Source organism: Blautia hydrogenotrophica DSM 10507, assembly GCF_034356035.1.
Lineage (GTDB): Bacteria > Bacillota > Clostridia > Lachnospirales > Lachnospiraceae > Blautia_A > Blautia_A hydrogenotrophica.
Genome location: NZ_CP136423.1, coordinates 138975 through 152019, shown reverse-complemented (window position 1 = coordinate 152019; position 13045 = coordinate 138975). Strand labels below are relative to the sequence as shown.

The following is a 13045-nucleotide window of genomic DNA, read 5'->3' as shown; positions in this document are numbered from 1 at the left end:
TTTCTAACAATTTTTTTCAAATTCTACAGGATATTTTCACAGATTTTCCACGGGGCGTAGCAGCCAACCCGCCCTTTCCAGTCTCTTTCAGACTGGAATCCATAGCGTCTCCCACCTCTTTCATCGCGTCCACCACCTGATCCGGCGGAATCTGACTCACAATTCCCGCCAGGGACATGTCTGCCGCTGCCAGAGCATTCACTGCCCCTGCCACATTTCGTTTCACACAAGGAACTTCCACCAGTCCTGCCACCGGATCACATACCAGACCCAACAGGTTTTTTAAGGCCATAGCCGCCGCATGAGTAATCTGGACACCATCACCGCCACGCAGCTGTACCAGCGCTCCTGCCGCCATAGCACTGGCTGTTCCAATCTCTGCCTGGCACCCACCGGACGCTCCGGCAATATAAGCTCTCGCTGCGATCACCTGACCGATTCCTGCTGCCGTATACAGTGCACGTACAATCTCTTCCTCCGGGAGCTCTTCCTTCTTCCAGAGAGGTATCAGCACCGCCGGCAACACTCCGCAGGCACCCGCTGTCGGGGCTGCGACAATTCTTCGCATACACGCATTGGATTCTCCCATACACAGAGCCTGGGCGATCACTTCTCCCATAAAATATCCGCTCAGAGGTTCTCGGTCCTGTGCATATCGGAACATCCTGCCGCCATCTCCTCCCACAAGGCCACTGTTGGACCTCCTTTCGCTGTCATAGTTTTCCGAGGACTCCACCATAACCCTCCACATTCTTCTCATTTTCTCAAAAGCTTCGTCTGGCGGCACACCGCGTTCATTTTGATCGTCTCTAGCTACAGCCTCCCAGAACTCCCAGTTCTCCTTCTCACACAGCTTTAATATCTCCTGAAATGATTGAAACGCCATCTTATCTCCCCTCCTGTGCATTAATATAAGTAACCTTCAGAACTCCCTCCAAATGTTCCAGCCATCGAACTGCTTCCTCTGGTATCGGTTGGTCAGTCTCTATCACCATGACAGCCCTGCCTCCTCTGCGGTCCCTGTACAGTGACATATTGGCTATGTTTACAGATTTATGGGCCAACATAGAAGTCACCTCACAGACATGCCCCGGTTGGTCCAGATTATGAACGATCAGAGTCGGCATCTCACAGCTACAGTTTACATCAATTCCATCCAGCTTATTGACCATAATTCTACCGCCGCCCAGAGAGCTGGCCTGCACAGACAGTTCCCGCCCGTTCTCTCCCCTCACAGACAGCACCACACTGTTCGGGTGGGCATCCTTCAAGTCCGTCTGCCCAAACACAAATTCCAGCCCTTCCTTTCTGGCCAGCTCAAAGCTGTCCGGAATTCTCATATCATCCGGCTGCATTCCCAGAAGTCCTGCCACCAGCGCCCGATCTGTTCCATGTCCTTCTCCTGTCGCAGCAAAAGAACCGTACAGCAAAATTTCCGCACTCACAGGCTTCTGTGACAAAAGTCTGCGAGTAATCAGTCCAATTCTCACCGCTCCGGCAGTGTGCGAGCTGGACGGCCCTACCATCACAGGCCCTAAAATGTCAAAGATATTCATAGCATGTCTCCTCTGTCTCTTATCTATGTGTTAGTTTTTGCAAAAACTGCTGCCTTCATTCTAAAATAAAAACGTTGATTTGTTAAGAAGGCGAACGAATCTTTCGCCCGCTGACATTGAATTTCTTCTGAAAGTGGGGCAAGCTCTTTCCTATTACATAAAAAGGACCGGGGACAGCTTTTCATCGCTGCCCTCGGTCTTTTTTTATACAACTCTCAGCATGGGAAGGTCATTATTTACTCCCTTGGAGATTAAAATCTGGTGCAAATCAATGATCCCATTGCGAAAGGTCGCTGCGCAGGACGCCAAGTACAATTCCCACATTCTAGCAAAGTCTTCTCCCTTATCCGCTGCCACCTTGTCTTTACATTTCCTAAAGTTTTCTCTCCAACAGAGCAATGTTTTGTTATAGTGCCTCCTAAGGCTCTCCACATCCAAAGTATAAAAATTATAATCCGGCAGGATATTGATAATTTCCCGGAGACTCGGTATCGTACCGCCTGGAAAAATATATTTTCTAATCCAGGCATCCCCCGGGTTCTCCCTAAGAGCACTGATATAATGAAGCAAAAACAATCCCCCCGGGGTCAAGACAGCATCCACATTCCTCATAAACCGTTCATAATTGCCTCTCTCGACATGTTCTATCATTCCCACACTGACTACTCGGTCAAATTCCATTCCTGATTTTTCCAGCTCTCTATAGTCCAGGAGTCGTACCTCCAAAAGGTCTGTCATTCCTTCTCTTACGATATCTTCCTGAAATTTTTTCTTCTGCTCCTCACTTAAAGTAATTCCTACTCCATGGACACCATACTTTTTAGCCGCTCTCTTCAGGAGAAAGCCCCAACCACATCCAATATCTAGCAGTCTCATTCCTTTTTCCAAATGAAGCTTCTCTAAAATGTGGTCTACTTTATTGATCTGAGCCTGATACAGTGTGTCTTCCTCTGTCTTAAAATATCCACAGGAATAGCTCAGCGTCTCGTCCAGCCAAAGCTCATAAAAATCATTTCCAATATCATAGTGGGAGCGCACTTCTCTTCTTTGATTTTTCTTGCTCATGGAAGTCTTGATGATACTTTTTAGCGCATTTTTATCTGTGGTAAACTTATCCATCTTACCCATAAACAAATCCAACACCTCATACAAATCCCGGTCTACCTCCAGGTCTCCCCTCATATAGGCTTCCCCTAGAGTCAGGGAGGTACTGGTCATCAACTCTTTTTTACTCGGCATCTTTTTGATTGTCACAGTAAACCTAGGAACTCCCTCGCCTAGCCTGCTAATTCCTTCACTTGTCTCAATTTCAAACGGCACTGGAATAATATTTTCTAAATAGTTCTCGATAAATTGGTTCAAGTTTCCACTCCTTTCATAAAACAAAGCCGATTTCATAAAATGAAATCCAATAACTTTTTCGCTTCATCGTGATAAACTATTCTCCTTACAAAAAACGGACAAGATTCCCTTAATCAAGGCTTGCCCGTTTCTCTTTCGTATTTTATATCTGCTGAATTCATATGGTATGATATAATTTTGCATTATACACTGCTCTCAGATTTTGTCAACTCCCCCTATTCTTCATTATAAAAAACCTTCCTTCCGTTTTCAATGGTTGCCATTGCCAGAAAATTATTTTATTATTTTGATATCCCCTAATATGGGAACTAGAGAACACACAAAAACACTTTTTATATCAAATATCAGGAGGTAAATTATGACTTTTTTAAATTTGGCAAAGAAAAGATATTCCGTAAGACACTACACCTCTCAAAAGGTAGAAATCGAAAAGCTAGAACAGATTCTGGCTGCCGCTCAGGCGGCGCCTACCGCCTGCAATAAACAGCCCGTTCACATGCTGATTATACAGGAAGAAAATGGCCTTCAAAAACTGTCGAAAGCCGCTAATATCTTTTGCGCACCCCTGGCTATTCTCATCTGCGCGGACAGTTCCAAAGCGTGGACTCGCCCTCATGACGGCAAAAAAACTACAGATATTGATGCCTCTATTCTGACCGATCACATGATGCTCGAGGCCGCCGATCTAGGTCTGGGTTCCGTATGGATTTGTAATTTTAAGCCTGACGTGGTCCGTGAAGAATTTTGCCTGCCGGACAATCTAGAGCCCATAAATCTGCTGGCCATTGGTTACACAGACGAAACTCCACAAAGTCCGGACAGACACGCCAAAATGAGGAAGCCTATCTCAGAAATGATCTCCTACGAGACTATGTAGGCATTTTTTTACAGTTTTATCCAAAAATATTCCCACCAGTAAAGGGGTTGCCTAACTCAGCTAAAGCCAGCCCCTTTTGCTTTTTGAAGAATTTCACAAAACCATAAGCAATAAGTTTTAGATGTGGATAAGTTGATTAGACATACACAATTCTGAAAAGTATTTTCCCAACAATAATCACTTTATCATACGAGATATTTTTCATCACTTTGTCATAGTCAATCGGCGGGGCAAAATACATTTTGTTTCCACTCTAAAATACTGTTTCATACTATCAAACCTTTCATGAATAGAAACTCTCATTTCGTCCATATAAAATAATTTCATTTTGAAATATGGCAGTTCTGCCATTATTATTCCCTTTCATATTCATATACGGGCATTACTTTTGTCCTTTACTCCGGAAATACTTCGTTTTATAATGAAAAAATTCTAAATGTCTCGATACAGTCCTGGAGACTATTCTGGGACGGGACTTGGAAGGAGCCGTCTACCGGGCTTATCGCGCCAAACCTTCATGGTACCTGTTTTTGCTTCCAAACCGTTCTGTAATCTTTTCCCTTTCCGATTTACGAAAGGCGTCCATGGTCCATCGTATAGACGATATCTGCTAGATTCATTGTGGATTTTCTATGAGAGACCAGAACTACCGTCTTCTCATCCCAGGATTCCTTTAGAGATTTCAAAATCATTCCCTCATTTAGGGAATCCAGATTACTGGTAGGTTCATCCAGTAGCATCAGCGGCGCATCGTGAAGAAAAGCCCTGGCAATTCCGATTCTCTGCCGCTCCCCGCCTGAGAGCGTATCTCCCAGCTCCCCTACCTGCGTATCGTAGCCCTTTGGGAGGGTCATGATAAAATCATGAATGGAAGCCTTTTTTGCAGCTTCCATGATCTCATCTCTATCAGCTCCCGGTTTTCCCACCGCTATATTATTGGCAATGGAATCGTGAAACAGATAAGTTTCCTGCGTCACGTATGACTCCAAATCTCTCAGATTCGAGGTATTCACTCTACGGACATCTTCCCCGGAGATTTGCATCTGTCCCTGTTGCACGTCCCAGAAACGCATCAGCAGCTTCAGCAGCGTAGACTTCCCGGAGCCGCTGACTCCGTGAATACCAATGATTCTCCCCTTGGGAATCTGGATGGAATAGTCCTTCAAAATCTGCTCCTCCTCGTAAGAGAAATCCACCTGGCAAGCTGCCGCCCCCGCAAAGCCAATCTCTTCCTGCCCGGTCACTTCCTCCACCTGCGGAATCTCTTCCAGAAGAGAGAGCACCCTCTCCCCGCTGGCAAGAGTCTGATTTAGATTGTTGGAGAGGCTCGACAGAGCTACCACCGGTCCGAAAGACCCCATCATGGCAATGGTCGCAATCAAGAAATTCTCAAAGCTGACACTACTTCCCAGATAAGAATAGAGCATCAAAAACAGCATCCCAAAGGAAAACAGCAAAATTGCCAGGTTCGTCACCGACTTCTGGGACGCTTCCAGACGGTTCAGATCTTTCTGCATTTTGCCAAGCTCTCTGGAACGTTTCTCCATCTGGCTCATACGGTTTTGTCCGTCTCCATACTGAATCGTCTCATCTAGCCCCCTCAGAGAACCCAGGATAAAGCTGTTCAGATCACCGAAGGAGGTTCGAAATTCCATTCCCTTTGCAGCGCCCTTTCTTCCGTTCACCAGAGGTATCGCCACGCCGACCGTCACATAGCCTGCCAGTGCCAGCAGACCCGCTCCCAGCGAATGCACGCCGATGAAGATCACCATCACAAGGGATGTCAAAAACGCGATGGCAATGGGAGAGATCGTGTGCGCATAGAAGACCTCCAGCAGTTCAATATCTGAGGTGATAATTGATATCAGATTTCCCTTGTCTCTTCCTTCCAGCTTCGCGGGACAGAGCTTTCGAAGCACCGCAAAGGTCTTGTGGCGAATGATCGCCAGCAGCTTAAACGCAATAAAATGGTTACAGTACTGCTCTCCATAGTGAAGAACGCCTCTTAACACAGCCAGCACCACCAGCACCACAGCTAGACTGACCAGGCTTAAAGAGGCCAAAAAGCCTGCGTTTTCCGGAGTCGTGTTAACTCCCAATACCGATAGAATTCCGTGAATCATCCCATATCCTGCCAGAATCGTGAGGAAAATCGCGCAGAGATAGCCGATCACTCCCAGCAAAATCGCCGCACACATGACCGGCAGCAGGGGACGGACCAGCCCAATCAATTGACCCATGATCTGAATTCCGGTTCTTCTGTGTCCCACCACTCCTGTATTTTTTTCGGCTTTGCTCATACCGTCACCTCCCCTGTTCCTGTCTCAAATTTCAAAGCAGCCGCCCCCTGTGTTCCTCTGGATGCCTTCTGGCTGTACATCTCTAATTCTCTCTGATACTGATACAGCTCACGGTATGGGCCGCCCTGGGCCATCAGCTCATGGTGAGTGCCATGCTGTGCCACCATCCCGTCCTTCAGCATATAGATACAGTCAGAGCCTTCCACATTGGCAAGACGGTGGGATATCAAGATAACCGTCTTTGTCTCGGCCAGACGGTGAATGACCTCCATAATCATTTCCTCGCTCTCCATGTCGATGTTCGAGGTAGCCTCATCAAAGATATAGATTGGACTGTCATGGAGCAGCGCTCTTGCTAGAGCCAGCCTCTGGCACTGTCCACCAGAGAAGTTGCTGCCTTTCTCTAACAACTGTGTATCCAGCCCTTCCTGGGCATTTAAAAATCCTGAAAGATTCACCTTTTCAAGAACCTGGTTCATCTCCCCGTCAGAGGCATCAGGTTTTCCCATCTTTAGGTTCTCCTTAACGGTCCCCTTGAACAGATAACTGTTATGGCTGACCAGGGTAATTTTCTCCATTAGACTTTTCTCTGAAATTTCTGAGAGTTCCTGTCCATTGATTCGAATACTGCCCTGGTAATTTTGATTTCTTCCCATCAAAATTCCGGCAATGGTACTCTTGCCACACCCGGAGGTTCCTACCAAAGAGGTAAAGCTACCCGCTGGAAATTCCAGGGACACTCCTTTTAGAATCTGTCTGTCTTCTTCATAAGAAAAACGCACCTCCCTGGCCTGGATAGACAAAGGTCCGCCGACAAGGACCCCTGTCTTCTCCTTCGGCTCCGGAAGATCCAGGAGTGCAAAGATTTTATCGCTGGCCGCCATCCCGTTCATCGCGATGTGGAAAAATGACCCCAAAAGCCGAAGAGGAATGAAAAACTCTGACGCCAGCAGAATAATCATCAGCGCGCCTGCGATTCCCAAATTTCCCGCCGCAAACTCCCGCAGAGTCACAATCATACCCACTGCTGCTCCGCCGTAGGCAATGATGTCCATCATACTGGTGGAGTTCAGCTGCATCGTCAACACCTTCATCGTAATCTGCCGAAATCTCTGGGATTCCTCATCCATTTCTCCTGCCTTCTGTTCGTCGGCCTGATAGATTTTCAAGGTGGTCAGCCCCTGTAGGTTCTCCAGGAAGCTGTCACCCAACTCCGTATAAATGCCCCAGTATTTATTCAGCAACCTCTTAGCGAATTTCTGCACCGCCACGATAGATAGGGGAATCAGCGGTACGCAAATCAGTAGCACGAGGCTGGCCTTCCAGTCTACAAAGAACAGAAGGATGAACAACGTAACAGGAGCAAGAAGGCTGTAGAAAAGCTGCGGGAGATATCTGCCGAAATAAGTCTCCAACTGTTCTACGCCTTCCGCTGACATCTGAACCACCTCCGAGGTAGATACTTTTTCCTGATAGGAAGCACCCAGACGCAGCAGCTTACCATATACCTTTTCCCTTAGAATACGTTTCACATCCACACTCGCTTCATAAGAAGCATAGGAGGCCTGGCGGTCACAGAAAAAACGAAGTGCCATTGCCCCTAAAATGGAAATTCCGTACACCAGAACTGTATTTTTCACTAACTCTCCCAGGAAGGCTTTCTCTACCAAGACAGCCAGACAGTACACGCTCAAGACCTGACAAAGCAGAGAAAGCCACTGCCAAAGCACCTGATACGCAATATATTTTTTCGCATGAGATAACAATCTCACCAAACGTCCTTTAATCATTACTATCCCTCATCCTTCTTTTTTCCTTTACGCTGCATATCAGATGCCACACGGCAAGTATGGGATGATACAACAGCATTCTCGGCCCTGAAAAACGCATGACTGTAAGAATTCGCTCCCTCATAACAGGTTTGTAACAGTGTACCCTACAATTGGAGCAAAAGGTTTTATTCTCCATAAACGGACATTTCTCGCTGCGGGCCATGGCATAATCCAACAGTTCCTGACAGTCAGAACACAGTTCTCCTTCGTGCCGAGACTGGTGGTTCTTCCAACAATAGAGAGTAATCATTTTCCTGACCACTATCTGTTCTTTCTGCCGCTTTTTCTTAATGTCACTCATTGATCTACCGCTTCCTTCACCGCGGAAGAAGTCATTTCCCTATGATCTTTTCTCTCTTCCTCGCCGTCCTTAACGGTCTTCACCCTCAGGAAGAAATACAGGACATGGCACACCCAGACTATGGCCAGGCACACGCTTCCCACAGGCACCTTGCTCATGAGAACAAAGCCAATCACCATAATAACCGTAACTGTGCCCACGATAGAAAATTTCGTCCGAAGGGTCATTGCTTTTTGCTTCACGAAACTCTCCAGATGCTTCTTGTACAGGTTCGTCCCTAAGAACCAATCGTGAAGACGTTTGGAGCTCCTCGCGAAGCAGAATACGGTCACCATATAGAAAGGCACCGTCGGAAGAATCGGCAATATTACGCCGATCGTTCCCAATCCCAGGCACAGCAGTCCCAGAATCATCCAAAAAATCCTAAACGGGTTATTTTTCATAATATTCTCCTACACTGTCAATACAAATGTTTTTCCTTCCACCTGTGTTACGTCTAATTCTATTCCATACAGCTGCTTGATGCTCTCCCGGCTGATGACATCCTGAGGATTTCCCTGCACTGCCACCAATCCGTCTTTCAGACCGATTACTTTGTCCGAAAAATAAATCGCCTGATTGATATCATGGAGTACCATGATGATGGTAATTCCGAACTCCTGATTCAGTTTTTTCACCAATTCCAAAATTTCGATCTGATAACGGATATCCAGATATGTAGTAGGTTCGTCCAAAAACAAAATCTTTGTGTTCTGGGCCAGAGCCATGGCAATCCACACCCTCTGGCGCTGACCACCGGAGAGCCGTGAAGCCTCCCGGTTTCGGTATTTCTCAATGTTTGTCACTTCCATCGCCCACTGTATCAATCTCTCATCCTCATCACTTCTGCCCTGCATCATTTTCATATGAGGGGTTCGACCAAAGGAGACCATCCGCTCCACCGTAATATCATCACTGGAAGTATTATATTGGTGTACAATCGAGACCTTGCGGGCAAAATCCTTCAATACCAGATTTTGAATGTTCTTCCCACGGAGAAAAATCTTTCCTTTTCTGGGGTACAAATTTTTCGTCATCAGTGAGAACAGCGTGGATTTGCCACTGCCGTTGGCTCCCATTATCGTCGTGATCTGTCCGTCCTGAATCTGAAAAGACACGTCCTTCAGAATCTTGTTTTTACCATAGGAAAACGACAAGTTCTTCACTTCCATTGCAGGCTTGTCCGCCTTTGCTGTCTTGGCAGTCTCTGCCGCCACAGCCTTTATATCCTCAAGTATTTTATTCTCAGCTTGCATATTTTTTCGACCTCCTCAGCAGAATGATAAAGAATGGGCCACCTACCACACTCATGATAATGGATGCGGACACTTCGTACGGCGACGCAATCGTCCTTCCGATGGTATCTGCCAGCAGAAAAGTAAACGCTCCGAACAGCATGGAAAACGGAATCAAAGCCTTGTGATCGCTTCCGACCAAGATTCTTCCAATATGCGGCACAATCAAGCCGAGGAAACTGATCGTTCCCGCCACTGCCGTGGAGATACTAGCCAAAAGCACAGCCACCAGGGAAATCGTGATTCTCATGGTATTGACGTTGACTCCCAGGCTCCTCGCCGTCTTATCCTCTAAGGAGAGCAGATTACATTTTCCTGAGAAGATGACCGCCAAAATTAATCCAATGACGACATAAGGAACCAGCGTCTTTACATCGTCCCAGATCTTCATTGTGATATTGCCGTTTACGATAGACGCCACCCCTGACATGTTTCCTCCACTCATAGAGTTCATCGCACTAGACAGACCAGTAAACATAGAGTTCACAGCGACACCGACCAAAATGATTCTCAGAGGACTTAGCCCACCCTTCCAGGACAGACTGTAGACCAGAAAGAACGCCAATACGCCTCCCAAGAATGCAAACAGAGGGGTAAAGAAAAACAAGGTCGGTGCAAACGCTATAATCAATACAGCCGCAAAGCTGGCTCCGCTGGAAATACCGATGATTCCAGGGTCTGCCAACGGATTCTTCAACACCGCCTGGAACAACACACCAGAGACCGCAATCGCTGCTCCCGCCAGCATAGAAATAATAATACGCGGAAATCTCAGGTCATAGATCGTCGCCACATCTTCGTTATATTTTACAAAAAGCCCACCCAGCAAATCGCCAAAGCTGACCTTCAGACTTCCGATATTCACCGCCGCAAAGAACAAAATCACCAGCAAAACCGTCATGACCGCAAAAGACATCACTGCTCTGGCCATTTTCTTCTTTTTTCGACTCTTGTCCTGGCCTTCTGAGTTCACTGTTTCCTCCGTTATCAGGGCTTCCGCTTCTTTTTCTTTTGTCTCCATTTTGCCCTCCTTCCTATTTAGTAGTCTCTTTCAGAGTCTCTTCGTCCGTCTTCTCCGTAGCTTCAGAATCCTTGGCCGCCCTCGTCGCTTTTTCACTGTTCTTCTTTGCCTTTTTCTGGTCTTCCTTACTCTCCGGGTAGAGCATCGGTTGAAGCACTTCTAACGCCTCCGGATAACGGAAGGTGGCGCTCATTCCAAACAGCTCATAGGTCAGATCATAGACCCTATCCTCTTTTACCGCGTCAAAGTGCTTCCAGATATCATTGGTCTCAAAATCCTCTTTAAACATCTCCACCACCTGGTCAGGAAGCGCATGGGCCGCGCGAAGAATTACATCCGGCTCTTTCGTCTTCATATCCTCTGTGTTCACCGTCAGGAACTCTTGTCCAGTGCCGGCATAGACATTCTCTCCACCTGCCAGCTCAACCAGGCTTCCCACATAGGAATTCTCCGTTGCAATGATATAGGACCCCGGAAGCCCCATGAGCACTAACACCTTCGGCTTTTCTTTGCCCGCATTGTTATCCCTATACTCGTCATAAAACTCTGTGAATTCATCTACCATCTTCTGGGCCTCTTCTTTTCTGTCAAAAATCTCGCCCAGTTCTTGAATAGACCGATACATACCTGGCACACTTCTCAGATTCAAAAAAGCCCAGTCCGTATCAATCGCCTCATATTTCGGCTGCTGGTCCGCCTGAAGGCTGGCAGGACTTAAAATCCAGTCTGGATTTAGAGAGGCAACAATCTCCATATCAGGAGCCATTGCCGTTCCCACCTGAGGAAGATCCTGGTATTCCTTTGGCAAATCAGAGATCGTGGCTTTACAAATTCCCACCAAATCCAGATTCAATCTATCACAGATATCCGCCGTCGCCGCAGAAGTAGCGACAATCCGTGGTTCCTCATCCATCGCAGCTACTTTTTTCTTGGCAGCCTCCACTGCCGCCTTCTCCTGCGGGTCGTCGATCTCCAACAGAGTGGTCGTACTCTCATGGTCAGCTTCTGAGCCTTCAGCCTCTGTAATAGTCTCATTAGAGTCTCCCCGATTCTGGTCCACACAGCCTGTCAAGCTAGAAGCTGCCAAAGCCATAGCTAAAAGAGCCAGTATCAGCCACAGTCTTCTCTGCACATTTTTATTCATCATCGTCATCACCACCGCCCCATCGTCTCCAGTTTTTTCGGAACAAGTAAACAATTCCCGCAGCCGCTCCCATCAAAATTAAACCTGAGACCGTAATCGCGATAATCAAAGTCACTGCCTGGTTTCCCCCACTGTTCCCCTCTGCCTCCATGGTTCCTGAACCTTCCTCAGCCGTAGACAGGCTTAACCCCTGGGATTTATTCAGGGTACTGTCTGTCGAAGGCTCTTCGGCCGACGGAATCGCTGGGGTATCAATACTGCTCTGTAGCTTTGTCGTCTTTTTATCCTTATCCTCTCCCCCTGCATCAACCGCTTGACTCTGTACCGGCGTTGCCGTAGGAGCGGGAGTCGGTGTGGACGTCGTCTCCTGAGCTGCCTGTACCTGAAGGTTCGAAGCACCGGAGTATTCTGAACCTGAATTGTCCACAGTATCTGTACCTGAATTGTCCACCGAAGCTATATTTGCAGCGTCATCACTTCCTGCTGTCGAAGTCACCATCGTCGCGTTCATATCCGTGTTGTTACCCTCGGAAAAATTGCTGGGATAACAATAGAAAATTACGTCTCTTCCCATCAGGTCCACATACATGCTGCCTCTGACTACGCAGTTCTCGCTGGGAACCTGAATACAGATGTCCGCCGTATTGCCGTTGGAATCGCTTCCGTTTCCTGTGATTCCCATCGCAGGCGTCGACCAGCCTGAATCTCCTACATTCTGTACCCAAAAGCTATGACCAGAGGTTAAATCCATCAGACTCATCCGAATCGTCAGATAGTATTCCCCGCTGTCTGTGACTTCCAGGATACCCGTGGTATACACAGCTCCCTCAACCATACCCTGACCAGTGGCATAGGACGCCTCCCCACCGGAGTCTTCAATCTCGCCTGTTACCGGGTGTGCATAGCAGGGAGTGACCGAACAAGTATATACTGTTCCTGACGCTGCCTTCACCGGAGTGACAGGAATGACTATCCCCAGTAAAAGGGCAAGGACCATGCTCAACAATCCCGCAAATAGTTCCTTTTTCGTTGCCTTCATTTTATTGTCCCTTCCTTTATTAAATTTAGAACGCCTATCTATTAGTCTAAACTAACACTGATTTCAAAAAAATATGTGTCTATCTTTGACACCATTTTCATACTTTTAAGTTAATCAAGACTATTTCTCACATTCTATGTATCATAGTTAAAAAAACATGTCAACAGCAGATTTTTGCTTCGTGCTTTGAGAGCACAGTCTTTTCTTCTCACTTTTCTTTTGATTACAACTTTTCTCTATATGTGCTTAAATCTTAAAAATTTTTAAATTTTTTTGCAT

General features: G+C 46.9%; 12 protein-coding genes. 1 reads left to right on the top strand and 11 read right to left on the bottom strand.

The genetic code is table 11. The features are described from left to right. Positions 1-16: 16 nt before the first annotated feature. From sdaAA to BLHYD_RS00735, 3 genes are all read right to left on the bottom strand, one after another. On the bottom strand, positions 17-886 hold the full coding sequence (gene sdaAA, locus BLHYD_RS00745) for an L-serine ammonia-lyase, iron-sulfur-dependent, subunit alpha (RefSeq protein ID WP_040350471.1): 870 nt from the start codon (positions 884-886) through the stop codon (positions 17-19). 1 nt (position 887) lies between these two features. Then, complete coding sequence (sdaAB, locus tag BLHYD_RS00740) at positions 888-1556, bottom strand: L-serine ammonia-lyase, iron-sulfur-dependent subunit beta (RefSeq protein ID WP_005947768.1); 669 nt, start codon at positions 1554-1556, stop codon at positions 888-890. 204 nt (positions 1557-1760) lie between these two features. Then, entirely contained in the window at positions 1761-2954 is a 1194-nt protein-coding gene (locus tag BLHYD_RS00735; RefSeq protein WP_005947766.1) for an SAM-dependent methyltransferase, read from the bottom strand. Positions 2955-3276: 322 nt separating this feature from the next. On the opposite strand from BLHYD_RS00735, the gene BLHYD_RS00730 reads away from it, so the two are divergent. After that, on the top strand, positions 3277-3795 hold the full coding sequence (locus BLHYD_RS00730; protein ID WP_005947760.1) for a nitroreductase family protein: 519 nt from the start codon (positions 3277-3279) through the stop codon (positions 3793-3795). Between the two features lie 569 nt (positions 3796-4364). On the opposite strand, the gene BLHYD_RS00720 is transcribed toward BLHYD_RS00730, so the two are convergent. The 8 genes from BLHYD_RS00720 to BLHYD_RS00685 all read right to left on the bottom strand — a co-directional run bounded on the left by BLHYD_RS00720 (position 4365) and on the right by BLHYD_RS00685 (position 12766). Beyond that, positions 4365-6095, bottom strand: a complete 1731-nt coding sequence (locus BLHYD_RS00720) for an amino acid ABC transporter ATP-binding/permease protein (protein WP_005947758.1) — start codon at positions 6093-6095, stop codon at positions 4365-4367. Next, complete coding sequence (locus tag BLHYD_RS00715; protein WP_005947756.1) at positions 6092-7885, bottom strand: ABC transporter ATP-binding protein/permease; 1794 nt, start codon at positions 7883-7885, stop codon at positions 6092-6094. The genes BLHYD_RS00720 and BLHYD_RS00715 overlap by 4 nt, the downstream gene beginning before the upstream one ends. Further along, positions 7878-8228, bottom strand: a complete 351-nt coding sequence (locus tag BLHYD_RS00710; RefSeq protein WP_005947754.1) for a nitrous oxide-stimulated promoter family protein — start codon at positions 8226-8228, stop codon at positions 7878-7880. The genes BLHYD_RS00715 and BLHYD_RS00710 overlap by 8 nt, the downstream gene beginning before the upstream one ends. Beyond that, positions 8225-8671 (bottom strand): YbaN family protein, encoded by a 447-nt coding sequence (locus BLHYD_RS00705; protein WP_005947752.1) that lies wholly within the window; start codon positions 8669-8671, stop codon positions 8225-8227. Before BLHYD_RS00705 ends, BLHYD_RS00710 begins: the two co-directional genes overlap by 4 nt. Before the next feature lie 9 nt (positions 8672-8680). Next, the gene (locus BLHYD_RS00700) at positions 8681-9439 is read right to left on the bottom strand and encodes an ABC transporter ATP-binding protein (RefSeq protein ID WP_040350531.1); all 759 of its coding nucleotides are present in this window, start codon (positions 9437-9439) and stop codon (positions 8681-8683) included. Between the two features lie 73 nt (positions 9440-9512). Further along, positions 9513-10493, bottom strand: a complete 981-nt coding sequence (locus tag BLHYD_RS00695; protein WP_040350530.1) for a FecCD family ABC transporter permease — start codon at positions 10491-10493, stop codon at positions 9513-9515. Between the two features lie 103 nt (positions 10494-10596). After that, the gene (gene isdE / locus BLHYD_RS00690) at positions 10597-11730 is read right to left on the bottom strand and encodes a heme ABC transporter substrate-binding protein IsdE (protein WP_005947746.1); all 1134 of its coding nucleotides are present in this window, start codon (positions 11728-11730) and stop codon (positions 10597-10599) included. Beyond that, positions 11720-12766 (bottom strand): heme-binding Shp domain-containing protein, encoded by a 1047-nt coding sequence (locus BLHYD_RS00685; protein ID WP_005947744.1) that lies wholly within the window; start codon positions 12764-12766, stop codon positions 11720-11722. The genes isdE and BLHYD_RS00685 overlap by 11 nt, the downstream gene beginning before the upstream one ends. Positions 12767-13045 lie beyond the last annotated feature (279 nt).

Excerpts from the sequence above, each read along its gene's own strand:
- sdaAA (WP_040350471.1), bottom strand. The coding sequence starts at position 886 with ATGGCGTTTCAATCATTTCAGGAGATATTAAAGCTGTGTGAGAAGGAG.
- sdaAB (WP_005947768.1), bottom strand. The coding sequence starts at position 1,556 with ATGAATATCTTTGACATTTTAGGGCCTGTGATGGTAGGGCCGTCCAGC.
- BLHYD_RS00735 (WP_005947766.1), bottom strand. The coding sequence starts at position 2,954 with ATGAAATCGGCTTTGTTTTATGAAAGGAGTGGAAACTTGAACCAATTT.
- BLHYD_RS00730 (WP_005947760.1), top strand. The coding sequence starts at position 3,277 with ATGACTTTTTTAAATTTGGCAAAGAAAAGATATTCCGTAAGACACTAC.
- BLHYD_RS00720 (WP_005947758.1), bottom strand. The coding sequence starts at position 6,095 with ATGAGCAAAGCCGAAAAAAATACAGGAGTGGTGGGACACAGAAGAACC.
- BLHYD_RS00715 (WP_005947756.1), bottom strand. The coding sequence starts at position 7,885 with ATGATTAAAGGACGTTTGGTGAGATTGTTATCTCATGCGAAAAAATAT.
- BLHYD_RS00710 (WP_005947754.1), bottom strand. The coding sequence starts at position 8,228 with ATGAGTGACATTAAGAAAAAGCGGCAGAAAGAACAGATAGTGGTCAGG.
- BLHYD_RS00705 (WP_005947752.1), bottom strand. The coding sequence starts at position 8,671 with ATGAAAAATAACCCGTTTAGGATTTTTTGGATGATTCTGGGACTGCTG.
- BLHYD_RS00700 (WP_040350531.1), bottom strand. The coding sequence starts at position 9,439 with ATGGAAGTGAAGAACTTGTCGTTTTCCTATGGTAAAAACAAGATTCTG.
- BLHYD_RS00695 (WP_040350530.1), bottom strand. The coding sequence starts at position 10,493 with ATGGCCAGAGCAGTGATGTCTTTTGCGGTCATGACGGTTTTGCTGGTG.
- isdE (WP_005947746.1), bottom strand. The coding sequence starts at position 11,730 with ATGATGAATAAAAATGTGCAGAGAAGACTGTGGCTGATACTGGCTCTT.
- BLHYD_RS00685 (WP_005947744.1), bottom strand. The coding sequence starts at position 12,766 with ATGAAGGCAACGAAAAAGGAACTATTTGCGGGATTGTTGAGCATGGTC.